We start from the raw sequence: 23,749 nt of genomic DNA on the forward strand, positions 1-23,749 counted from the left end.
TTTTTAGAATGATTTGCTTGAACTTGGCCAAAAATTAAATCACAGTGATTTAATTAAGTAAAGCCAAGCTTCAATAAACAAAAAAAGCTTTATTAATCAATAGCTTACATAAACACTGATCTTAGTGCCAACGAAGTCAATAGACTAAGCAAAGGCTTTAAAGTTACACTTTTAACAATAGAACCGGACAATCAGTGGCCGGATCAGATCACGTTTCATCTCAGGGGGCACGGATGGGTAAAGGTAGCAATTCCAGTGGTTTACGCCGTTATAACGAGCGAGTGGTGCTTACGACCCTGCGGAAGACTGGCGCAGCCTCCAAGTCCGACCTAGCGCGCCAAACTGACCTCACAGCTCAGGCGGTTACCCGGATTGTCGATGATTTGGAAAGCGCAGGGCTGGTAATGCGAGAGGGGCGGCGACTGGGCGGCAAAGGCCAACCCTCGATTATGTACGTTATTAACCCTACTGGTGCTTACTCTGTCGGTATCAAGGTGGGACGGCGCAATATCGAGCTGCTACTAATGGATTTTGGTGGCACAGTACTAAAGAAGATTTGCCACGAGTTTGAATTCCCGGAGCCCGAATTTTTATTGGCAAAAATTGAATCGGGCCTCCAGGCACTTACTGATACCCTACCCGCTAAAGACAGAGGGAAACTAGTGGGCGTTGGTATCGCTATGCCCTGGTTTATCGGCGCCTGGACTGAAGAGCTCAATATGAGCGAGGAACTAGCGGCCCAGTGGAAAGAAATTAATTTTGCTGAAGAAGTTGCTCAGCGAACACATCTGCCGGTCTTCTTCGAGAACGACTGTTCCGCTGCTGCTGTTGCCGAATTGCAGTTTGGCAATGGCCAGGACATATCCAATTTTCTCTACGTTTATATCGGGACCTTTATCGGTGGAGGCCTGGTATTAAATGGCAGCCTGGAAACCGGCGTCCATGGCAATGCGGGCAATCTGGTTTCCCTGCCAGTGCCCCCCTCAAAACTTAGCAGTACCCCTGAAAATCAAGGGGCATTTGAGCTACTCCTCAATCGCGCTTCACTATTTGGGCTGCGCAGACATTTACGAGAGTGCGGCATCGAAATTACCAGCACTTCCGAACTTGAAACGGTAATGGACCAGGCCCGCCCTCAGATCCAGGAGTGGCTGGACGACTGTGCAGATGCGCTGGTTTATGCATTTCTATCGGCAAACAGCGTACTGGACCTGGAGGCTATTATTGTCGATGCGCATTTACCCCGCTTTTTATTAGACGAACTGGTCGAAATGATTTCTCGCAGGATAAAGCAGGTGGCGCCTTCAGGCGTATTTGCGCCCAAAATTGTCAGTGGAAAAATTGGAGTCGATGCCATCGCCACAGGCGGTGCGATTCTGCCTTTTTACTCAATTTTTGCACCGGATAAAACAGTTCTATTAAAGGGCGGCATACCAGGAAGAATATCTACCTGATTGCGCCTTAATTGGAACCCCAGAAAAGCATAAAAATAACTCTGGGCTCCTTAAGAATAATCAAAGCAATAACTCACCGGAAAATTTCCAATCAGCACTAATGAGGTAAATATCATGGCATTTAATCTCGATAATAAATGGGTATGGGATTTTTGGTTCGCGCAGGACGGCGACCAGTACCATGTATTTTACCTTCAAGCCGATAAATCACTGGGCGATCCTGAGCTGCGCCACTGGAATGTATCTGTCGGTCATGCCGTTTCTACGGACCTCATTCATTGGACAACGCTCCAGGATGCATTAAAACCCTCACCTCGAACTGCAACCGCCAGTGAGGAAGCTGCAGACTCTTACACTACCTGGACCGGCTGTGTACACAGAGAAGGCGATACCTGGTATATGTTTTATACCGGTACTAAATATTCAGAGAAAGGTCTGGTTCAGCGGGTCTGCCTGGCAACTTCCAAAGACTTATTACACTGGGAAAAACACCCCAACAACCCCCTGGTGGAATTAGATCCCAATTTCTACGATGGCCTGAACCTTGAATATTGGCACGATGCATCCTGGCGTGACCCATGGATCGTTAAAGACCCCTCGCAGAATCTCTACCATATGTATCTCACTGCGCGCTGTAACCAGGGCAGCCCTGATGGGCGTGGCGCAGTTGGCTATGCCAGTTCAACGGACTTAATTCACTGGAAAGTGGGGCAACCGGTATTGGCTCCCGGTTGGTATGGCGAAATGGAAGTACCGCAAATTGAATATATCCATGGCCGCTACTACTTATTCTGCTCAGTATCGACAAAGTTCCACAGCACTGCCCATCGACAATCCATGCAGGGCACACCACTGACTGGCACAAAATATTTTATCGCCGATGATCTGAATGGCCCATACGAAGTGGTTGGAGATGGCTTTATCGGCGCAGACCAGCAGGGATCACTCTATTCCGGCCGGGTTATCCAGGGGCCGGACCAACAATGGTATCTGCTGGCTTTTAATAGGGACGATGCCGAGGGCAACTTTATCGGCGGTATCTGCGACCCCAAGCGCATCGAGTTTATGGACGATGGACAACTGGAATTGGCCAAAGACTAGCAGGCAGGAGTCGCAACCAAATCCTTAGGTAGATGCTCACCAGAAGCATCTACTGCCCCGTATCCCCTTCTCCCGCAGCCAGTGCTACTTAGAAAGACAAGTAGCGCTGTCACCAAAAGCAAAGATGGATACCGCGAAAATCACTACTTCCCCTTGGTTTACTTATCTATTCGCTGATTCCACTACGTAAATTCCGCAAATTTTCGTATTGCCTTTATTAAATCACAGTGATTTAATAAATGTGTTCGCGGGGAGAGGTCCCACCCATGCGGTAACAGGAAGAGAGTCTCGAGCCCGCAGAGAACGGGCCGTGAAAAATCTAATAACCATAAGAGATGATTGAGGAGAGCGCCGTGATTGCAGAGGGCTTCCAAGCAGGTTCAGAGACACAGAAACACTTTAAACCACACTCCATAGCCCTGGCAGTTGCCATGGCCTCCAGCGTTGCGGTAACGGCAACAGCTGAGGAAATGCCGGAAATTGAAGAGGTGATGGTTACCGCAACCGCCCGACCGGTTACCAAGATGGAATCCAGCGTATCCGTTAGTGCACTGGACACTGAGGAAATGGCGAAGTACGCCCCGCGTTCTACCGCAGAGCTGTTCCGCAGCTTACCCGGTATTCGGGCGGAATCCTCCGGTGGCGGCGGCAATGCAAATATCACCGTTAGAGGTATTCCCCTGGCAACTGGCGGCTCCAAATATATGCAAATCCAGGAAGACGGATTGCCTGTATTAGAATACGGCGATATTAATTTCGGTAACACTGACAACTTTGTTCGCACCGACTCCTCTCTCGCACGTATAGAAAGCGTACGCGGCGGCTCTGCCTCCACCTTTGCCAGTAATTCACCTGGCGGTGTGATCAATATGATCAGCAATACCGGCGAAGAAGAAGGTGGTAATGTAGGACTTTCGTTTGGTGCGGACTACGATGAATCCCGCCTGGACTTTGGCTATGGCCACCACTTGAATGACACTTTGCGATTCTATGTCGGCGGATTTTTAAGAGAGGGAGAAGGCATCCGCGAGACCGGCTTTGATGGGGATTCCGGCGGCCAACTCAGGGCCAACCTCACCAAAGAGTTTGATAACGGTTATGTCCGCCTCTATTACAAACATCTCGATGACCGGGTAACAACTTATCTTCCTGGCCCTGTAACCTATAAGGGCGATGGTGAATTCGGCACGGTTGCCAACTTCGATGCCAGCAGCCAAACCCTGCATTCCGATAATTATCGATACATTTCCACTTTTGATGCCTACGGCAATCCGGTAACCCGCGACTTATCCGACGGTATCGAATCTCTGGTGGAAGCCTATGGCTTTGAAACCAAATTCGAATTTAATGATGGCTGGACTGTTACCGACAAATTCAGAATTTCTGATGTTAGCGGCAGCTTTATTTCCCCCTTTACCGATACTTTCGGCGATTACGGACCACAATCCACACAGGATATGGCTGATACCATTTGTGCAAATGCCGTAGGCAGTAGCGGAGAGGCCATAGACTGTAGCGCCGGCACAACGGTGACTTATGCCAATGGTGAAGAGGCCGAAGGCCTCGCCTATGTCGACCTGCTCTTTGATACAGAAATACACGATTTGGGTCTGATAGTTAACGACTTTAAAGTCGACAAATTAATTGGCGATAATATTGTTGTTTCCGGTGGGTTCTATTACTCCAACCAAAATATCAAAACCAGCTGGAATAGTTGGAATGCCCTAGTTCAAACTGTTGACGGCAGCAATTCTGAAAACCTCACCATAACTGCCAATGCCAACGGAGATGTACTGGTAGATGATGGGGTCTGGTCTGCAAGCTTTCTTTCCTGGGCCTGGGACCTGGAATATGAAACTTATGCACCCTATATGAATGTGGCGATCGACATCGGCGACTTTACCTTCGATGTCAGTGCCCGCCACGATATGGTCAATGCCAAAGGCTCCCTGGTTTCCAGCTGCTGCGGTGGTGATACAGACTACGATCTGAATGGCGATGGTATTATCAGCGATGTGGAAAGTGCTAGCGCTTCCGATGCCTTTGGATTCACCGGCGGCGTCATCACAATGGCCAATGGATCCACCCAGCTCGTTGACTACGATGCAGACAACACCTCTTTCTCTCTCGGTGGAAATTATATTCTCAACGACAGCATGGCTATTTTTGCCCGCTACAGCGAGGGTGGTCGAGCAATTGCCGATCGGCTTCTACAAATTAGCGGCGCCCTCAACAGTGACGGAAGCCTAACCGACACCACCGATGGCTTCGACTCTGTGGACCAGCTGGAAATTGGATACAAACTCTCAACCGGCGATCTGGATTTCTTTGCAACTTACTTCAATACGGTCACTGAAGAGACCAATGCAGAAATCACTAGCGGCTTAACGTTTGTACGCGAGTATGAAGCCCAAGGAATCGAGCTGGAAGCAGCCTACAGTTATGGAGACTTTTCCGTAAATGGAAACCTCACCTGGACCGACGCCGAAATTTCAAAAGATGCCAACGACAGTTCTGTCGTAGGTAATACGCCGCGCCGCCAAGCAGATTTCATTTACACGATTACACCGCAATATAACTTTGGCGATGACTTTACATTTGGTGCAAGCCTCCAAGGGTCTACAGAATATTTTTTTTCTGACTCCAACCAGTTGAAACAGGAAGGTTATGTCCTGGTCAATCTGTTTGGTTCTTATTACCTGACAGAAGACCTTACCGTTTCCTTTAATGTAAACAACCTAACCGATGAATTTGTTGTTACCGAAGTTGAAGAGTCTTACGCAGAAGTTGGAGACATAGTACGCGGACGGGCTATCAGTGGCCGCTCCACCAGCGTCAGTTTCAATTACGCTTTTTGATCGTTGTTCTTCCCTACTCTAGTAAGTGGTTTGCAGTTCTGCCCATAGCTTTGCAAACCCCGAGCGTCTGGCCCCCACCGGCGCTCGGTTTTTTTCTTTAAGAAACAATATAACCAGCTATAAACTATCAGTAGTGTAATTTCGGAAACCATCAACTGATAATACGAATAACTTATGTAACCCGGGGAGCGGATTAGGATGGAAATGCAAGGCAATGCGGTAGATACCTTGCTCGGCGGAATTGAAGCCGGTGGTACCAAATTTAACTGTGTGGTAGCCGCTGGGATTAATGACATCCGTGAGCGAGCCAGCTTCCCAACCACCGATCCAGAACATACGCTATCCAAGGTCGCTCAGTTTTTTCACGAAAGCAGTCAGCGCCACGGCACTGTTTCTGCGCTGGGCATAGCCAGCTTTGGTCCGGTAAACCTGGACCCAGAATCCGCCTACTATGGCTATATCACCCAAACACCTAAAGCTGGCTGGTCCAATACCAATATGGCTGGCTACTTCAGCCAAGCCCTGTCGGTACCAGTTGCTTTCGATACAGATGTTAATGGCGCCGCCCTTGGAGAGCACCTCTGCGGCGCCGCTACAGATGTAAAGAACTTTGTCTACGTCACCATCGGTACCGGTATAGGCGCCGGCATTATGATCGACGGCCAGCTAATCAATGGATCTATGCACCCGGAAATTGGGCATATGTTGATGCCTAGAGACAGCCAAAAGGATTCTTTTAAAGGCAACTGCCCATTTCATAACAACTGCCTTGAAGGACTGGCCTCAGGTCCTGCGATAGAGGAGCGTTGGGGACTGCGTGGCCAACACCTGGAACAACACCACCCGGCCTGGGACCTGGAGGCGGAGTACCTGGCCACTATGTGCGTCAACCTTACCAGCTGCTACTCACCACAGCGGATCATACTGGGGGGTGGAGTGATGATACAGGCGCACCTATTCAATCGCATAAGACAAAAATTCCTAGCCTTAGCCGGTGGTTACTTTCCCCAAGTCTCAGAAAGTAATATTGAACGGTATATCGTTGCACCAAAACTAGTGGGAAGATCCGGTGAAGTCGGCTCTCTGCGGATGGCCCAGCACCTATACAACACTAAAAACGTCATTGCCTAAACCAGGGAGGGGACATCCCCTTCCCGCCCATCCTCTTCTCAGTGGGCGTGGTTCCCACGTGTAATATCCCTATTTCTGTGATTACCACCACTTCTTGATCAAAAACTTGCTATGCAGAGTGATTCCTGCGGCAGTAATCCCCTCCCCAGCTAGCGATTCCCTTTATCTATCTGTTAGGCTTCCATATAGATACCTCTAGTAAGCAGGGCGATAACAAGTAAGTTTCAGCGCCCCTCAGGGATAGCAATGAAAATAATTAGATTATTAGTGATAGGTATTCTTAGTGCCTGTTGCCAGCTGGCAGCAGCCGGCAGTGCCGAACCCACAACTTTCACCCGCCCAGGGATACTGTCATACAACTTTTACTCTGATTTACTAGAGCGTGAGTACGTTATTGACATAATGCTGCCTCTCTCGTACACCCCGGAAAACACCGAACGCTATCCAGTCATTTATATGACCGATGGCTTTCTGCATTTCCCTATGACAGCCCCTAACCTTCTTCAGGAACAGGTTCCCGATGAGTTTGGCAATGTCAAAATGCCCCCTGTAATTCTGGTAGGTATCTCCCACGCTTTTGACAGCCCGAATTTCGCCCAGCGAGTAATGGATTTCACCCCCGTGCCTGGTGTGATCAAAGGTGCTGAACTAGGTGGCGGCGCAGATCACTTTCTTGAGTTTATCGAAGAGGAACTCAAACCCTTTATCAATAATAATTTTAAAGGTAACGAAGAAGACGAAACCCTAGTGGGCCATTCCCTGGGTGGGCTTCTGGCTCTCCATGCACTTTTTAACCATACCAATAGCTTTGACCGATATGTCATTGGAAGCCCCAGTATTTGGTGGGCCGATAAGCAAATTTTAGATAGTGAATTGGCCTATGCAGAACGCAATGCCGATTTAGGAAAAAGTGTGTATTTATTTATTGGTGGTGAAGAGACTTGCAGTGAAATCGACTCAGTTTGCGCAGTAAAAGACTTCTCTCAACTAGTAAAAAGACTTAAGTCCCGTAACTACAATAGCCTTACTCTAAGAAAACGTGTATTTGATAACGAGAATCACGGTAGTGTTGTTAATCCAGGCTATGATCGAGGGATAGAGAAAGCCTTTAAAGCAAAGCTTATTCCCAGAAAATACTCCTTTTAAACAATGAATTCAAATTCACTTAACTGAGGGTTTTCAGAGACATCTAGTTATAATCAAGTACCAGTCTCTCAAACATGCAAGTCGACTTATCTTAAGAAGCACTTCTAGCCGCTCGCCACTTAATATGATTCCAATAGGTGGTCTGAAGCTTTTAAGAGGCACCTTAAGTAAAAGGGCTTGCAGTCAAGAATACTATGTAAAAACGTAGATATTTTTTTAGGCTGATACAGTACACACACCGTTACTTGTGACTTACAGTATCTCTGGAAGCATGAGCAACACATCAGGCTCATCAACTAATCTCACTTAAAGATAAGCTATTACATCGTCAATGATTAAAAATAGGAATAACCCTAAATTCTCGTCAAAACAATAAAACGCATGGGGTTCTCAACCCACAATATACTCTAAAAACCTTCCTCAGTTAGCTTTGAGGGCCACGCCCTAAAGCAAACCCTCAAAACTTAAACCTTACCGAAATACTAAGGCCCTTTTCTCTGCCCAGCTATCAGACAAGGGATATACACCTATAGAGAGTACACATTCAACCAACCTGAATGATTCATAAATGCAAAATAGGTAATCAACAGATAATGCAAAGCCGCAAGGACCATAACAATTTTTATATTCATGGTTACAGTGACCCCTGTGGTTCGAGCTGCCATAAAGCCTCCCCAAAACATGTGCAAAGGTATGAAAACAACACTCGCCGCTATATATGCCAGGTCAAATGGAATAGCAGAAAACAGATACAACAAGGAAGCCTGTTCTGCGGCAACTGTAAAAAAAAGATATCCCGCAAGCAGCTGGGCTTTACGGTATAGCCCGCCTTGTTCCTGCTTGGTAAAGTCCAAACAATATCGCCAGGGGAATAATAATAAAGAACATATTAAAAACAACCCAATAATTCAGTTGTTTTACAAGCGTGACTAGCTGATAAAAATAGATAAGGGAAGAGCGGGAACGTATCCCCGCTCCAAAGCTAAGCTTTTCTCAGGCGGCGTAAATGCTCGTCATGGGTCTTACGCATATTAATTACATAAGTGCGACTTAATCGATCGTGCAGGAATTTGCTCCCTAAAAAGAAATTGATAATCCATGTTACAAGCCCAAATGCACTAGTGATTGCAAAACTCACAGTCCTCCAAAGCCCTCGCAAGTATCCTATCCGCTCGAATTTTTGACTGGTTACCCGATAGCCCATTATATACTTGCCTGGTGTTGCCTGAAGTTTTGAACACTCAAACATCCAAGCAAATACCAAGTAGGCCCCCAAACAAAAAGGGATTACTTTTGCGGCTGCTATAGCTTCCGGCAAATCAAAGAGCTTCATCATCGCAGCTGTAGCCGGAGAACCTACAACCATATAAGTCATGACCAAGTCTAAAAAAAGTGCAACACTTCTAGGCAGGAAATCCCCAAAATAATACTTTTCATAGCGCTCTTCAAATTCAGCCTCACTTTGTGCCTCTACCTTGCCCCCGCCACGAAGCCCTTGCAAAGGATCAATACGGGACTCATGGGTTTCCAAGCTATTAAATATGCTATTGCACAACTTCTCGTCAAGCGCTTGGTAGAGGTAAGACGCATTCCCTCGCCAATCGAACAGCTGGTCACAGTACTGCAGGATGTTCGGCGTTACTTGCGGGCGAAACCTTGCGGACTTCCCCCCCTCTACAGCATTTTGATTAAATTGGGCAAAGCGTTCAAATACAGAAAGACCTAAGTTCCAATTATACTCCTCATCCAGCATATAGGGACTATTGGTAAGAAAGTCCCAACTCCTCTCCAGGCTCATTTCCAAGTGATTATTGAGCATCTCATCAACTTGCTTAAGCACCCGCCGAAATTCTTCAATACGCAAATCTCTATCCGGATCTTGCGCTTCCCGAGATTCACTTGTCTGCGTATCAGGGGATACACCTTCGCTCTGTTCCAAAGGGTCTGAAACGCCCTCTTGCTTCGCTGGGTGTTCTTCAGCTGCAAGCGGAGTTGACACTTCATCAGTGGAAGGCCGCACTTCTACTTCCTGCGCCCCTTCTAATACAGCTATCCTTTCACTGTTAACCTTCTCATGGCTTGTATTTCCTGCCTGCCCTAGTGAAGGAGTTTCCAAGGAGGCTTCCGCATGCCCGGCAGTCTCCTCTTGCAATTGCTCAGCCAGTTTCAATGCTTGCTTATAAGCTGTATGAAGTGCCTGGAATTCTTCCGGCTTTTCATCTGGGCGGGTTTGCTTTAGTTTTTTTGCATAAGCGCGCTTAATCGCCCGAGCATCAGTGATGGGGTTAATTTCAAGAATGGCCCAGGGATTCATCAAATCCAATCCTCACCATCCAAGCGATCCAGAATTTCACTAACCTCAGTTCGAGCCTTAATAATTTCTGTAGGGTTTTGCCTTTCTAGGACGCTATCAAAGGATGACAGTAATTTGGCAATATACTCACGCTGCTCGCCAAGACTGGATTCATACAAGCGCTCACCACGAGCAATGATTGCCTGGTTTTTTTCATCTTCACGGGGGTGAAATTTCAGTTTTGCCAGTTTTTGCAGGGCTTCAGCCTTTTGTACATCGGTGAGAGCTCCCGGCGTAAACTCGATTAACTTGTTGAAGGTTTTACCCGTGGAGACCACGGTCACATCCACTTCCAAAAGCCCATTCATATCGTAGGTGTAGCGAATATCTGCCGCTTCTTCCCCTTTAGGCTTTTTCGGCACAGGAACCGTCATCTCACCCAGGTACACATTTTTAGATACCAGGCGATTCTCTCCTTGGTATACGTCTACACAAAGTTGGGTTTGATCATCCCGAGCAGTCCACACTCGCCTTACAACACTGACTGGCACAACCGTGTTGCGCTCGATAATAGGCATAAAGTAGGCACCGAGCTGCGGATTATCTTCATTAATAACACCAGTTCCCAGGGTATAAGGACATACATCAGTCAGGACAATATCATCCAGTGCTGAGTTCTTTTCTTTTAAGCCAGCCTGAATAGCCGCCCCCATCGCAACGACAGTGTCCGGGTCCAAATGACAAGATGGCAGACGGCCAAACATTCGACCAACCATTGAACGAAACTGGGCCATGCGCGTAGAACCGCCAACCAATACCACTTCATCAATTTTCTGTGGGGGCAAATCTGCATCGCGCATTGCCCGCTCAATTGGCCGTTTCGCTCTTAACAACAGGGGGGTGCTGAGTTTTTCAAACCACTCTGGGGTCACCTGGAACTGCAGGGAGCGCCCATCAAGTTGTAATTCAAGTTTTTGCTCAGGCTGCTGGCTAACTCGACGTTTGGCGCTTTCCATTTGCATATATAAGTTTTGCAAATCGCGAGGGCTTAAGGCTTCTTTCTTAATATCAAACTCAGCCAGGACATCATCGATCATTGCCTCAACAAAATCCTCTCCACCGAGGAAGTTATCTCCGGCACTGGCATGGACTTCCATAATGCCATCGAAAAACTCCAGGATGGAAACATCAAAGGTGCCACCCCCAAGATCTAAAATAAGGAAGTTTCCTTCGCGCTTATCGTGTAAACCGTAAGCAATGGCAGCCGAAGTTGGCTCGTTAATAAGGCGCTCTACTATTAATCCCGCAAGCTCTCCTGCCAACTTGGTGGCATGGCGCTGATTATCATTAAAATAAGCCGGGACACTGATTACCGCCTCGGTTACCTCTTCACCAAGAAAAGTTTCTGCATCTTCTTTGAGCGCACGTAAAATTAATGAGGAGAGTTCTGTTGCACTAAATTTCTGTTTCCCCAGGGAAACTTTGTGGTCAGTGCCCATTAAACGCTTAAACGCAGCCACAGTGGTACTACTGTGATTAATAAGACGTTCTTTAGCCGTTTTGCCGACTAGCAATGTGCCAGAATCATCAAGCCCCACAACTGACGGGGTCAAAATTTCACCCAAACGGTTGGGGATTAGTTTTACCCCCTCATCGGTCAGTACCCCGCAAGCACTATTAGTGGTTCCCAAGTCGATACCAATAATGGCCATATTTCCCCTACCTACCCTTGGATTCGAATTGCAAAAACGATCGAATCTATAGAATTTTTAAGACAACAGTTTTAGCTATATTTATGGCGCAATATTCTAAGCGGCCTTGACCACAAATTGCCAGACAAGACATCGCTATAAAACAATATCAGGGGATAAGCACTCACAAAGTGAAGCGTGATTAAGCGGTTAGTTGTGGCCCAAAGGGCTGGGCCACGAAAAGATAAATATAATAATTAGGGGGCGCGACGTTCTATATTCCAGCTTTCATTTTCTTCACGGCGATAAATAAAACGATCGTGCAATCTATTTTCACCCCCCTGCCAAAACTCAACAGCGTTGGGCACTACACAGTAACCGCCCCAAAATTCTGGCAATGGAATTGTTTTACCGGCAAAGCGAGCCTTCTCTTTATCAAACTGCTGCTCCAGTTCCTCCCTGGACGAAAGCGGCCGGCTCTGGTGCGAAGCCCACGCGGCCAACTGGCTATCCAGGGGGCGCGACTGGAAATAGGCCTCTGCCTGCTCGCGGGAAACAGGTTCCACCTTCCCATTAACAATCACCTGCCGCTCGAGACGGCACCAGGGAAACAACAGCGACACCTGAGGGTTAACGGCCATATCTCGGGCCTTGTCACTCTGTAAATTGGTATAGAAAACGAAACCCTTCTCATCGAAGCCTTTCAGCAAAACAATCCGCTGCGAGGGGTGCCCGTCCGCGTTAGTGGTGGCAAGACACATGGCGCTGGCATCAACTAATTCTGCTTCAACAGCTTCTGCAAGCCACTTGCGAAACTGCTCCACGGGGGTCGGCTTCAATTCAGAGCGCCTTAAACCACCCATTTGGTATTCCCGACGCCATTGATCGATTTCCATGGTGATACTTCCTCGGTTGTTCTAGCTCAAAGTTTATTCAGCGAAGTGCCGGAAGGCTATTGTGCGGCAGCCACCTCGTCAAATTCCGCAAAATCTACTGACAGGTAAAGTAACCCAAGCGTACAAAGTTTCCTGCCGCAGTGCCGGGTGAATCTCAATTTTCCTGCGATATTGCCTGTGAAGGTGCAGACTCTGCGGGTGCTTGCACGGCTTTTGGTGGGCCGCTAGGCTCACTGCATTTTTACACGAATAAGGAAAATGGTGCTTATGTCCTCTGCGCCCACATGCGCCCAGGTGCTGATGCGCCTGCTGCGCGAATACCAGGTAGAAAAAGTTTTCGGGATTCCCGGCGTACATACCATTGAACTGTATCGCGGCCTGCCCGGTAGCGACTTGATGCATATCACGCCAAGGCATGAGCAGGGCGCCGCCTTTATGGCAGACGGTTATGCCCGCGCCAGCGGCAAGCCCGGTGTCTGCTTCCTGATCACTGGGCCGGGGCTGACCAACGCAGCCACGGCGATGGCGCAAGCTTACTCAGACTCAATTCCCATGCTGGTTATTTCCGCCGTCAATCGCCGGGAAGACCTTGGCATGGGCCGTGGGCGCCTGCATGAGCTACCCCGCCAAAGCGATGCCAGTCGAGGCTTCTGTATCTGGCAGCACACCCTGACCCAGGCAGAACAATTACCGGAAGTGATGGCACGGGCATTCCAGCTATTGCAGTCCAGCCGCCCCGGCCCTATCCATATCGAAATCCCTATCGATTTATTCCCGGCGCCTATGTCCGGCAATCTGGACGATTACCGCGCGGCTCCCAGTGCCATGGTACCGGCAGCCAACGCGACAGCTATCACGACTGCTACCCAGTGGCTGCAAGCTGCCGAACGCCCGGTGATTCTCCTGGGCGGTGGCGCGCAATCTGCTGGAGAAGCGGCAACACAGGTATCAGAAAAAATTGCAGCTCCAGTCTTCCTGTCTCTGGCCGCCAAAGGCGTTGTCGATGAAAGGCATCCTCTGTGTGGCGGAGCCAATCTCAGTTTTGATTGCGTGCGTGAGCGAGTAGAAGCTGCCGATGTGGTCTTGGCCGTTGGCACAGAGCTTTCGGAAACCGATCGCAATCTGGTGAAAGAGGATTACGCTTTCTCCGGCAAACTGATCCGCATCGACATTGATCCGGCTCAGCTGGTATGCAATGCCCAGCCGGACCTGGCCATCTGTGCCGATGCAACAGAAAGCCTTCAGCAATTAAGCGAAGCCCTGATTCAGTGCGAAGAGAGCTCAAAACAGCGCGCAGAAGAGCAAGTTTCACAATTAATCAGTAACTGCCGCAAAGAGTGGTGGGAAGGTTCTGAGGAGCGCTTCCCTTGGGTTGAAGCTCTGCGCGAAGCCCTGCCTGATGAGGGAATTCTGGTTACCGACTCCACACAACTGGCCTATAACACTAACCACGCCTTGCCGCTGTACCACCCTCGCAGTCATATTACCTGCACCACCGGTTACGGCACGCTGGGCTTTGCCCTGCCCGCCTCGATCGGGGCTAAGTTGTCCAGCGAGCGGGATGTAGTTGCCTTGATTGGCGATGGCGGCCTGATGTTTACTCTCGGTGAACTGGCCGTTGCAGTAGAACAGCAGCTGCCCCTGCCAATACTGGTTTGGAATAACAGCGGGTATGGAGAGATTCGCGACTTTATGGATGCCGCAGAAGTACCTCAAGAAGGTGTTAATCTTCGCACTCCGGATTTTGTTGCACTGGCAAAATCTTTTGGCGCTGAAGGTTGCCGCATCGACAAACCACAGCAATTAGCTACGGCAGTCGCAGAAGCCCTGCAACGCAAAACACCAACAATTATCGAAATCACCGCCCCTTGAACTGGCGCGAAGCAAACGGAAGCGTGACATGACAGATTTCAGCAAGCTGCATACCGACAAACTGTTTATCAATGGTGAGTGGCGCGAGCCCCTCGGCACCAGTTCCCATCCTGTGATCAACCCCGCCACTGAAGAAATGATTTGCCAGGTGGTGGAAGGCTCTGCTGAGGATGTGGATATTGCCGTTGCCGCTGCCCGCAGCGCCTTTCGCAAGTGGCGCCATACCAGCGCAGATCAGCGCTCAGCCCTGCTAAATGCCATTGCTGACGGTATGGAAGAGCGCAAGGAAGACTTAATCCAGGCGATCTCACAAACCCTGGGTTGCCCCGCCCATATCACCCGTTGGTTGCATGTGGATGGCCCTATCTACGCCATGCGTTACTACGCCGGTCGCACTTCAATCATGGAAGAGACCGAAAAGGCGGCCCACTCGGTATTAATCCGGGAGCCGATTGGCGTTTGTGGCTTTATTACCCCTTGGAATTACCCTCTGCACCAATTTGTCGGCAAAGTGGCCCCGGCTCTCGCAGCGGGCTGCACCATGATTACCAAGCCTTCGGAAACCACTCCGCTACAGGATTTCGTCATGGCGGAGATTATCCAAGCAGCCGGTGTTCCTGCGGGCGTATTTAACCTGATCCCCGGTGCAGGCTCAGTCGTCGGCGCAGAGCTGTCATCGCACCCGGGAATCGATATGGTGTCCTTTACCGGCTCCACCCGTGCAGGTGTTGAAGTTGCCAAGGCTGCGGCGCCCACAGTTAAAAGGGTTACACAGGAGCTGGGTGGTAAATCGCCTCTGATTATCACCCCGGACGCGGATCTTAAAGCAGCGGTTCGCTGGGGCTGCGAAGATGTATTTATCAACAGTGGCCAAACCTGCACCGCACTCACCCGTATGCTGGTTCCCGCTGAGCACTATGAAGAGGCGGTGGAAGTTGCCAAGCAGGTGGCTGAAGAAGTGGCCATGGGCACCGATGCCAATGCCTTTATGGGCCCCCTATCCTCCGCTCGCCAACTGGAAATCGTGCGCGGCTACATCAAGAAAGGGATCGAGGAAGGTGCCCGCCTTGTGACTGGCGGCCTCGATCTACCCACCGAGCTGGATAAAGGCTTCTATGTGAAACCCACGGTATTTGCCGACGTTCACAACGATATGGCCATTGCCCGGGAAGAAATCTTTGGCCCGGTGACCTGCCTGATCCCCTACAAGGATATGGATGAAGCCGTCGCCATTGCCAATGACACCGAATACGGTCTGTCCAGTGGCGTATGGGCTAAAGACGCCGAAAGCGCCATGCCTATCGTTCGTCGCATTGAAGCGGGCCTGTGCTTTGTCAACGGCGGTGAGTTTAACTACGACGCCCCCTTCGGCGGTTACAAGCGCTCCGGCAACGGACGCGAGTTTGGTGAGGCCGGTCTCGGTGAGTTTATCGAACTAAAATCCGTGCAGCTTCCCGCATAAACTTCTGCACCGCCCTCTAATGGGGGCGGTACTGTTGACTGCTAATCCCCTCCCCGTTATCTTTGCTCGCACATCACGAGAGTGGCTGACGCCAACGCCAACCTGCCGACCGGGGCAAGGTGGTTCTCTCTCTGCGGCACACAAGGCCTGCGGGGAGGATGGGGCTCTACCAGAGCAAACCAACCGGATTAGCGAACATCATTTCGCCGCTTCCACGTCAGTCCTCCATAGTTTTACCATTGGAGGGACCATGTCCGAATCACCGTTTTCCAGTAAAGACATTATCGAAATTCAAATTGCCAGCCAAAGAAGCCACACGGCAGTACGCGCGGTGAGAAGAGGTGATCGTCAGTTGTTGTGGCAACTACTGTTCGACACTGCCGAAGAGGCATTAAAATTTGCCACCAGTTGCCGCGCCAGTGAGCACCCTATTTCGGCCCATGAGGCCTGCGAACTGGCGGGATAAAGTAGAACCAACAGGCGCCGCGAGCTCGCGCCCGTTACCCTGTGCCAAGAGCACCCGACAGGAGCTAAAAACAATACCATGTCAAAGCCAGAACAATTCTTTGAGCACCTGCGCAGCGAACTCAAACAGATCGATGCAGACGGCCTGTACAAACGCGAGCGGATTATTACCTCCCAGCAGGCCGCTGAGATCCAGGTGAACAACGACACCCAGGTACTGAATTTTTGTGCGAACAACTACCTGGGCCTGGCTAACCACCCGGACCTGATTGAAGCGGCCAAAGAGGGGCTCGAACAGTACGGCTTCGGCATGGCATCGGTGCGCTTTATCTGCGGCACCCAGGACATTCACAAAGCGCTGGAATCGCGCCTGTCTGAGTTCCTGCAAACCGAAGACACCATTCTTTACACGTCCTGCTTCGACGCCAATGGCGGCCTGTTTGAAACTCTGCTGGACCCGGAAGATGCCATCATCTCCGACTCACTCAACCACGCCTCCATCATCGACGGCGTGCGCCTGTGTAAAGCCAAGCGCTACCGTTACGCCAACAACGATATGGCGGAACTGGAGAAGCAGCTACAAGCCGCAGACGCCGCTGGCGCCAAGACCAAGCTGATCGCCACCGACGGCGTTTTTTCTATGGACGGAGTTATCGCCAACCTCAAAGCCGTTTGCGATTTGGCCGACCAGTACAATGCCCTGGTAATGGTGGACGATTCCCACGCAGTGGGCTTCCTCGGAGACCACGGCCGCGGCACCCATGAATACTGTGATGTGATTGACCGCGTCGATATTATTACCGGCACCCTGGGCAAGGCCCTGGGCGGCGCTTCCGGCGGCTTTACTTCTGGCCGCAAGGAAATTATCGATATGCTGCGCCAGCGTTCGCGCCCCTATCTGTTCTCCAACTCTGTAGCTCCGGCGATCGTCACCGCCTCCCTGAAGGTGTTGGATATGCTGACTGAAGGCGGCGAGCTACGTGAACAACTGCGCGACAACTCCGCTTACTTCCGCAAGCGCATGTCTGAAGCCGGCTTTACCCTTGCTGGTGCTGACCACCCGATCATCCCGGTGATGATTGGCGATGCTGCCCTGGCGCAGAAAATGGCTGACAAGATGCTGGAGCGCGGCATCTACGTAGTGGGCTTCTTCTATCCGGTAGTGCCCAAGGGCCAGGCCCGCATCCGCACCCAGATGTCCGCCGCCCACACCCGCGAGCAGCTCGACCAGTGTATCGATGCCTTCATTGAAGTTGGCCGCGAACTGAATATTATCTAAACCAAACAGCGGTGTTGATACGGTAATTCTCACAAGGAATTCACCGGAGCGGCACCGCGCCCTGCCATTTGTAGTTTTAAAAACAATGAAAGCACTATCCAAGTTGAAATCTGAAGTGGGAATCTGGCTTACCGATGTGGAAATCCCCACACCGGGCCACAACGACCTGCTGATCAAGATTCACAAAACCGCGATTTGCGGTACCGACATGCATATCTACAACTGGGATGAATGGTCTCAAAAGACTATTCCTGTCCCTATGGTGGTAGGCCACGAATATGTGGGTGAAGTCGTCGGTATGGGGCAGGAAGTTGCAGGTTTCCAGGTGGGCGACCGTGTTTCCGGTGAAGGCCATATTACCTGCGGCCACTGTCGCAACTGTCGCGCGGGCCGCCGCCACTTGTGCCGCAACACTTACGGTGTCGGTGTAGACCGCCCCGGAGCTTTTGCAGAGTATCTGGTAATCCCCGCGCTCAATGCCTTCAAGATCCCGGATAACATTTCTGACGATCTCGCCTCTATTTTCGATCCCCTCGGTAATGCGGTACACACGGCCCTGTCTTTCGACCTGGTGGGCGAAGATGTACTGATTACCGGCGCCGGCCCTATCGGTATTATGGCCGCAGCAGTCGCCAAACATGTTGGCGCACGCCATGTAGTTATCACCGATATCAATGAATACCGCCTGGACCTGGCACGCAAAATGGGCGCTACCCGTGCCGTAAACGTTGCCAAGGAAAATCTCAGCGATGTGATGAACGAGCTGGGAATGAGCGAAGGCTTTGATGTTGGCCTGGAGATGTCCGGCGTACCCGTCGCCTTCCGCGATATGATCGCCGCAATGAACCACGGGGGCAAAATTGCTATGCTCGGTATCCCCGCAGGTGAAATGGCGATCGACTGGGGGCAGGTTATTTTTAAAGGCCTGATGATCAAAGGCATTTACGGCCGTGAGATGTTTGAGACCTGGTACAAAATGGCCAGCCTGATTCAATCCGGCCTGGATTTAACCCCAATTATTACTCACCAGTTTTCAATCGATGACTTCCAACAAGGCTTCGATACCATGGGATCTGGTGAATCCGGTAAGGTTATCCTGAACTGGAAATAAGTCCCAGTGGCTGCGGAATCATCCGCAGCCATTCTCTCTGCCCTCAATTTACTACTCCCCCTACCCCAAAATATCTTTGCGTTACCTGCCAGCTTCTACACATTTGCAGTTGCTACAGCTTAAATAGTTAGCGACTGAAATAGATCTTCTAAAACTTCGATTATTTTTCCAAAATCCTGGATCATTAAGTTCCAGCCGACCTAACACACGATTCATTCAGCATCCCTGAAGCCTTTTTTTAACTGTACATCTTAACATTTATAGCGCATAAACCTGGTACGATTGGACCGGATCGCTACCGCACTCTACTGCTGCAGTAGGTCTTCAGGTTTTTACTCCAATTGATTCCAAGATAACAATCGGGATAATAAAGATCGGTTTACCGCGGCACAAATATTAAAAGTAAGAACATGAAACTTTATTTAACTTTGGCATTACTTCTTTTTACACCATTTGTCATAGCAGACGAAAACCTCTTCTATGTGGGAACTTGGCAATCAAATGAAAAAAAGACTTTAGCCAGCATGAACAACGTGGAGGACATACCCGAGAAAACCCAAATGCTCTTCCGCTCCAATTTCTTTGGGCGTCTCGTGAATGTAGTTCGAGTAGATTCGTTTGCAACTTATATCATAGGGGAAAAGCCGGAGGTATTGACATTTTCACCACATACGATCGAAGTCTTGAGTGCCGATACGATTCGTATCACATATTACGACGAACTCTCCACTTCTAATGAGACACGGATTTTAAAATACGAAAATAACTGCTACTCATTGCCAGTAACAAAATGGGAGTTTAGAGAATATTTTTGTCGTGTTGAATAAGACTCGCAACAAGCAGAGGTATACTCGTGTACTTCGAGTAATCGATCTCAGCTTCACTCCGCCCCATACTTTGGGAAGTTACACTTAGGGAGACTCTGAATAGCTCTATAATACCCTTGCGGATCTTGAAGGCTGCAGAGGTTAAGCACAGCTCACCGAAAATGACTTGGTTGAAACGCAGCAACTGTGGCATTCCCCCCCTTTAGGGCCTGTAGGCTTGTTCAGAGGCTCCATAAGTAATCACCCAGTATGATCAAATACAGGAAGCTTCGAACGATATTCCCATTTAAGAAATTCTGCTTATCGATTTATAGATTATTATTTGAGCAAACATGGTAAATTACTCCGCATCTAATTTTTTACAGATAGCCTTTATCACCCTATCGATTCTAGGTATTGCATTACTTTGGGCGCAAAACCGTTTTACAGCAATGCGATACTTGTTAGGCGCCACTGCATTATTGATGACATTTAATTTTGTAGAAGAAACGAAAGTGGTTAATCTTGGCTATTTAATCACGCCATCGTTCTCATTATTGATGGGCCCATTATTTTTTGCCGTAGTTGCACAATTAATATCCGCCAGTTATCAACAACAGCGTAAACACTGGGCGCACTTAGTACCAGCAGCAATCAGTTTATTATTTAATCACTGGCCCCAGTGGGTTTTAGCGGCAGGTACTTTAAGTCAGATTGTTTACTTCTCATTAAGTATAAAAGCGCTTATTCGATATCAACATATCTTGCCCCAGAACCGCTCCGATGCTAACAAATTGAGAGCTGATTGGGTTAAGCGTATCCTATGGGTTCTGGTTGGCGTTGCACTGGTGGATGCAGTGCGGCATAACTTGCAACCTTACTTACCCATTCCTCTTTTGCTCAGATGGTATCTTGTTATGCAACTGAGCTATTTTTTGATTGTTGCTTTGCTTGTAATTCGCGCAGTTAGGGAACCGCAGCTATTTGCGGGTTTAACAGATGGTGAACAAGCGCTGGGCTCATCAGTAATAGAGGGTTGCGATAGGGGAAAGTGCAAAGCTGACGAAGCGACTCAGGCGGATGCGCTTTTCGAGGAGCTTAACAAACAGGTTCATAGTCAACAGCTCTATCGCCTACCAAGGCTATCCCTCCGGGACTTGGCACAGCATACAGGGCTTGGAGAGAAAGATATTTCCTGGGCCATCAATCAGGGCTATGGCGGTAACTTTAATGACTATGTTAATGCTCAGCGTTTGGCAGATGTAGTTTCGCAACTTGATTCAGCAAAAGAGAGTAATTCGGACAAAAAAGTTCGTCTCCTCGATATTGCACTTGAAGCGGGCTTTAACTCTAAATCCAGCTTCAACAGCCTGTTTAAGCGCCACCTTGGGATGACTCCTAGTCAGTATTTAGCAGCAAAACCTCAATAATGGTTGCTTTGGACGTGCAAAATCTGGATTTCGGACGCTAGAAGCTGATAATTTTGGCATTTTGGCCTCTTTGATACACAAGAGGTCATTATGAAGTTTTCTTCCTATTTTGCTCGTTCATGGAAAGCAGCGGTAGCTATTTTAGTGTTTATTAGCGTTGCTGCGCTCGGATCTTGGGGATGTGCATGGTACATCCCTCCCTCTTCCTACGGGTTAGCTGAAAAGAATGCTCGTATTGTAGTTACCGATATCACAGTCATCGACACCCAGCATAATACAGCCGTAAGTAACCAAAACCTCGTCATTCAAGGTGGAAGAATTGCCCAAATAACTAGAGATGTAATACCTGAGATTGAAGGCGAGCTGAGGATTAATGGCCTGGGTAAATATGTGATGCCAGGCTTAATCGATATGCACAGCCATGTATGGGGTCGATCCGATCTATTAGCTATGTTAGCGCACGGAGTCACTCGCACAAGAGTTATGGCTGGCAATTCCCCTCAGCGTATTCTTAAAAAATGGATCGATACTGGGGATATAGCCGGTCCTCATATGGTGTTATCCGGTGCACCTGTAAATCAACATTCCCACTATGCTAGTGGCCGACACCACAAGTTTATTGGTAGTAAAGAAGAGGCTCGCCAGCTGGTTCGCCAGCAATATCAACAGGGGTACCAGCAAGTTAAAGTTTATGACGGTTTATCCCGTGAGGTTTTCTTCGCTGTAGCTGATGAGGCGAAGAAGCTCGGCATGCCTTTAGCTGGCCACCCGCCTTTTGGTATTACTCTCAATGAATACTTATCGGCTAAACCGCAGTCATTAGAGCATGTGGAAATGATCTTTCAGGCACATTTGAACTACGACTATCAGCAGGAGAGCTTCGATGAAATTGTGCAGCAACTACTAGATAGCAACGTACCAGTTAGCCCTACATTAATCGTATATGACAACGTAGCACAGATCGCGCAGCATGGGCCAGACTACTGGCACAGCATAGCTGATGATCTCGAGCTCAATCACCCCGCGATAAAAGCAATGGGTGAGCTGAATGTTAATAAGATACATAGTGCTAAAGCGCAACAGGATTGGCAGGGTAAATCCAACATTTTCGGGGATATGGCCAAGCAGCTAAACCAAGCCGGTGTTGAGATACTGATAGCGTCAGACGGAGGAACCTTCTATACGCCCAACGGCTTGGGCACTATTCAAGAAATGCAACGATTAGTGGAGGTGGGGATCCCTGTTAAAGATATATTGCGAGCAGCAACCCATCAGCCAGCAAAAGCACTGGGCATTAGCAATAAGGTGGGCTCAGTTTCCACAGACTTTAATGCCGAACTATTATTGCTCGAAGACGATCCACGAGAAAACTTGAACACCCTAACCAATCCCCTAGGTGTAATTTTGGATCAGAGCTACTACGATAGACATAGCCTTAGTGAAATGAAAGAGCTAGCTAAAAGCACAGGATCGAAAAGAAAATTCTATTTTTGGTGGATTGTGGATAATTATATTTACTAGCGACCATGCCAGTTAAATAAACTACTAATGTATCCCACGAAAGAAAAGCCCAGCCGAAATAGAAGGATATTACTTGTAAATGGGTAGAGTCACCCCACAAATTTAAGGTGTCCAAACCTACTAACATCCGCACTCAGAACCATCTAATTCAAGTAGCAAGCCATACAAACCTCAAACCCAAAGTTTAAAAGTAGATTTTTTAACCTGAGGTTCACTACCAATGATTCAATGAGTTCGAAGTGCGAATTTACAAAATATAGGCACAAAAATGATCTTATTGGATTTTATTAAGTTTGTTTTAATATCAAAGCTACGTAAAATCGATGGATATGTATCGGCATATAAAGATTACTTGAATGAGTCTCTATGAGGTTCAAGTAAGCTACAAGAGAGACTTAAGATCTCTGAAAAAGACTCACCTACTTAAAGGAGAACGCTAGAGCAATATAAGAATAAGTAAAAGGCGCTGACCCAAGGTGCTACCAACACCAGGGGCCAGCTAACCACATTGATACGCAAACTATCAAAATGGCTATATGCATCATACGCTAGATACCCGCTCGTCTTCAATAAAGTGGAGTAGATTCAGTAGCTTGAAGAGTGTCCTCAAGCTCTGGGAGCGTTGCGCCCGCCTTTTCTTCTTCTATGCCTATCGTTCTCGCGCCCCACCTCTTTCAAATCCCACACATTACTTCTTGAGTCTTCCCACCACGGAAGACCATCTTCTATTTTGCAATTCAGCAGGAACGAAATATGTTAATTTTAAACCGCCGAGTTGGTGAAAACCTCAGAATTGGAACAAAGATCTCAATCACAGTATTGGAAGTTAAGGGAAACCAGATAAGCATCGGCATAGACGCCCCAAAGTCAATATCCGTGCACCGTGAGGAGGTCTATCTGCGTATTAAAAAGAACAAGCGGTAATAGATAATAGCTACTGATCACAAGTTTGATTTTGTACTACTTAGTGAGGCTTTAGCTCGTAAACCCTACAACGGGAAGAGCTGAAGCAGCTGCTTTGTATGAAGTATTTCAAATCCTATGCTTGATTGAACTAACAGGCTTTCACAGCCAGGAAGATCTATCGAAGTCTACATCGTGCGTACAGCAAAATCATTAACACTCAAAAATAGATTTTACCTAAGTTCAATAATGTACTCACATCGCCACTATAGAAGCTAGCCGCTCAACCAGCTCTCAATGATCAGTGTCAAGCAACAATACTGCACACAG

General features: G+C 48.6%; 18 protein-coding genes and 1 riboswitch. Of the genes, 14 read left to right on the forward strand and 4 right to left on the reverse strand.

The genetic code is table 11. From position 1 onward, the window contains the following. The first annotated feature begins 233 nt into the window (after window positions 1-233). The 5 genes from ACJJI3_RS09425 to ACJJI3_RS09445 all read left to right on the forward strand — a co-directional run bounded on the left by ACJJI3_RS09425 (window position 234) and on the right by ACJJI3_RS09445 (window position 7,690). The gene (locus ACJJI3_RS09425) at window positions 234-1,454 is read left to right on the forward strand and encodes an ROK family transcriptional regulator (protein WP_444912554.1); all 1,221 of its coding nucleotides are present in this window, start codon (window positions 234-236) and stop codon (window positions 1,452-1,454) included. Between the two features lie 114 nt (window positions 1,455-1,568). Next, the gene (locus ACJJI3_RS09430; RefSeq protein WP_413665021.1) at window positions 1,569-2,555 is read left to right on the forward strand and encodes a glycoside hydrolase family protein; all 987 of its coding nucleotides are present in this window, start codon (window positions 1,569-1,571) and stop codon (window positions 2,553-2,555) included. Window positions 2,556-2,908: 353 nt separating this feature from the next. After that, window positions 2,909-5,413, forward strand: coding sequence for a TonB-dependent receptor (locus tag ACJJI3_RS09435; RefSeq protein WP_444942250.1), 2,505 nt, complete (start codon window positions 2,909-2,911; stop codon window positions 5,411-5,413). Window positions 5,414-5,611: 198 nt separating this feature from the next. Further along, window positions 5,612-6,544, forward strand: coding sequence for an ROK family protein (locus ACJJI3_RS09440; RefSeq protein WP_444905883.1), 933 nt, complete (start codon window positions 5,612-5,614; stop codon window positions 6,542-6,544). A gap of 246 nt (window positions 6,545-6,790) precedes the next feature. Continuing rightward, entirely contained in the window at window positions 6,791-7,690 is a 900-nt protein-coding gene (locus tag ACJJI3_RS09445; protein ID WP_444942251.1) for an alpha/beta hydrolase, read from the forward strand. Between the two features lie 527 nt (window positions 7,691-8,217). Here ACJJI3_RS09445 and ACJJI3_RS09450 read toward each other — a convergent pair. The 4 genes from ACJJI3_RS09450 to pdxH all read right to left on the reverse strand — a co-directional run bounded on the left by ACJJI3_RS09450 (window position 8,218) and on the right by pdxH (window position 12,570). After that, window positions 8,218-8,544 (reverse strand): hypothetical protein, encoded by a 327-nt coding sequence (locus tag ACJJI3_RS09450; protein ID WP_444942252.1) that lies wholly within the window; start codon window positions 8,542-8,544, stop codon window positions 8,218-8,220. A 128-nt stretch (window positions 8,545-8,672) separates the two neighbouring features. Continuing rightward, window positions 8,673-10,004, reverse strand: a complete 1,332-nt coding sequence (locus tag ACJJI3_RS09455; protein ID WP_444942253.1) for an RDD family protein — start codon at window positions 10,002-10,004, stop codon at window positions 8,673-8,675. After that, window positions 10,004-11,695 carry an Hsp70 family protein gene (locus ACJJI3_RS09460; protein WP_444942254.1) on the reverse strand — a complete coding sequence of 564 codons (1,692 nt, stop codon included), beginning with the start codon at window positions 11,693-11,695 and terminating at the stop codon, window positions 10,004-10,006. The genes ACJJI3_RS09455 and ACJJI3_RS09460 overlap by 1 nt, the downstream gene beginning before the upstream one ends. Window positions 11,696-11,931: 236 nt before the next feature. Further along, a complete protein-coding gene (gene pdxH, locus ACJJI3_RS09465) occupies window positions 11,932-12,570 on the reverse strand; it encodes a pyridoxamine 5'-phosphate oxidase (protein ID WP_444942255.1) in 639 nt (212 codons plus the stop codon). A gap of 267 nt (window positions 12,571-12,837) precedes the next feature. Between pdxH and ACJJI3_RS09470 the strand changes: the two genes are divergently transcribed. From ACJJI3_RS09470 to csrA, 9 genes are all read left to right on the forward strand, one after another. Further along, a complete protein-coding gene (locus tag ACJJI3_RS09470; protein WP_444942256.1) occupies window positions 12,838-14,442 on the forward strand; it encodes a 5-guanidino-2-oxopentanoate decarboxylase in 1,605 nt (534 codons plus the stop codon). Window positions 14,443-14,470: 28 nt separating this feature from the next. Continuing rightward, the gene (locus tag ACJJI3_RS09475; RefSeq protein ID WP_444896567.1) at window positions 14,471-15,904 is read left to right on the forward strand and encodes an aldehyde dehydrogenase family protein; all 1,434 of its coding nucleotides are present in this window, start codon (window positions 14,471-14,473) and stop codon (window positions 15,902-15,904) included. A 65-nt stretch (window positions 15,905-15,969) separates the two neighbouring features. After that, window positions 15,970-16,096: riboswitch (SAM-I-IV-variant riboswitch) on the forward strand. Between the two features lie 58 nt (window positions 16,097-16,154). Then, window positions 16,155-16,370, forward strand: coding sequence for a hypothetical protein (locus ACJJI3_RS09480; protein WP_108732493.1), 216 nt, complete (start codon window positions 16,155-16,157; stop codon window positions 16,368-16,370). A 78-nt stretch (window positions 16,371-16,448) separates the two neighbouring features. Next, window positions 16,449-17,648, forward strand: coding sequence for a glycine C-acetyltransferase (locus ACJJI3_RS09485; RefSeq protein WP_444942257.1), 1,200 nt, complete (start codon window positions 16,449-16,451; stop codon window positions 17,646-17,648). 85 nt (window positions 17,649-17,733) lie between these two features. Continuing rightward, window positions 17,734-18,759, forward strand: coding sequence for an L-threonine 3-dehydrogenase, zinc-binding type (tdh, locus tag ACJJI3_RS09490; RefSeq protein ID WP_444896565.1), 1,026 nt, complete (start codon window positions 17,734-17,736; stop codon window positions 18,757-18,759). A gap of 410 nt (window positions 18,760-19,169) precedes the next feature. Continuing rightward, a complete protein-coding gene (locus ACJJI3_RS09495) occupies window positions 19,170-19,586 on the forward strand; it encodes a hypothetical protein (protein WP_444942258.1) in 417 nt (138 codons plus the stop codon). A gap of 332 nt (window positions 19,587-19,918) precedes the next feature. After that, entirely contained in the window at window positions 19,919-20,995 is a 1,077-nt protein-coding gene (locus tag ACJJI3_RS09500) for a helix-turn-helix domain-containing protein (RefSeq protein ID WP_444942259.1), read from the forward strand. A 90-nt stretch (window positions 20,996-21,085) separates the two neighbouring features. Continuing rightward, entirely contained in the window at window positions 21,086-22,516 is a 1,431-nt protein-coding gene (locus ACJJI3_RS09505) for an amidohydrolase family protein (protein ID WP_444942260.1), read from the forward strand. Between the two features lie 753 nt (window positions 22,517-23,269). Next, window positions 23,270-23,440 carry a carbon storage regulator CsrA gene (gene csrA, locus ACJJI3_RS09510; RefSeq protein WP_444942261.1) on the forward strand — a complete coding sequence of 57 codons (171 nt, stop codon included), beginning with the start codon at window positions 23,270-23,272 and terminating at the stop codon, window positions 23,438-23,440. Window positions 23,441-23,749 lie beyond the last annotated feature (309 nt).

The organism is Microbulbifer maximicatervae (SeqCode), from assembly GCF_052466985.1.

Excerpts from the sequence above, each read along its gene's own strand:
- ACJJI3_RS09425 (WP_444912554.1), top strand. The coding sequence starts at position 234 with ATGGGTAAAGGTAGCAATTCCAGTGGTTTACGCCGTTATAACGAGCGA.
- ACJJI3_RS09430 (WP_413665021.1), top strand. The coding sequence starts at position 1,569 with ATGGCATTTAATCTCGATAATAAATGGGTATGGGATTTTTGGTTCGCG.
- ACJJI3_RS09440 (WP_444905883.1), top strand. The coding sequence starts at position 5,612 with ATGGAAATGCAAGGCAATGCGGTAGATACCTTGCTCGGCGGAATTGAA.
- ACJJI3_RS09445 (WP_444942251.1), top strand. The coding sequence starts at position 6,791 with ATGAAAATAATTAGATTATTAGTGATAGGTATTCTTAGTGCCTGTTGC.
- ACJJI3_RS09455 (WP_444942253.1), bottom strand. The coding sequence starts at position 10,004 with ATGAATCCCTGGGCCATTCTTGAAATTAACCCCATCACTGATGCTCGG.
- ACJJI3_RS09460 (WP_444942254.1), bottom strand. The coding sequence starts at position 11,695 with ATGGCCATTATTGGTATCGACTTGGGAACCACTAATAGTGCTTGCGGG.
- pdxH (WP_444942255.1), bottom strand. The coding sequence starts at position 12,570 with ATGGAAATCGATCAATGGCGTCGGGAATACCAAATGGGTGGTTTAAGG.
- ACJJI3_RS09470 (WP_444942256.1), top strand. The coding sequence starts at position 12,838 with ATGTCCTCTGCGCCCACATGCGCCCAGGTGCTGATGCGCCTGCTGCGC.
- ACJJI3_RS09475 (WP_444896567.1), top strand. The coding sequence starts at position 14,471 with ATGACAGATTTCAGCAAGCTGCATACCGACAAACTGTTTATCAATGGT.
- ACJJI3_RS09480 (WP_108732493.1), top strand. The coding sequence starts at position 16,155 with ATGTCCGAATCACCGTTTTCCAGTAAAGACATTATCGAAATTCAAATT.
- ACJJI3_RS09485 (WP_444942257.1), top strand. The coding sequence starts at position 16,449 with ATGTCAAAGCCAGAACAATTCTTTGAGCACCTGCGCAGCGAACTCAAA.
- tdh (WP_444896565.1), top strand. The coding sequence starts at position 17,734 with ATGAAAGCACTATCCAAGTTGAAATCTGAAGTGGGAATCTGGCTTACC.
- ACJJI3_RS09495 (WP_444942258.1), top strand. The coding sequence starts at position 19,170 with ATGAAACTTTATTTAACTTTGGCATTACTTCTTTTTACACCATTTGTC.
- ACJJI3_RS09500 (WP_444942259.1), top strand. The coding sequence starts at position 19,919 with ATGGTAAATTACTCCGCATCTAATTTTTTACAGATAGCCTTTATCACC.
- ACJJI3_RS09505 (WP_444942260.1), top strand. The coding sequence starts at position 21,086 with ATGAAGTTTTCTTCCTATTTTGCTCGTTCATGGAAAGCAGCGGTAGCT.
- csrA (WP_444942261.1), top strand. The coding sequence starts at position 23,270 with ATGTTAATTTTAAACCGCCGAGTTGGTGAAAACCTCAGAATTGGAACA.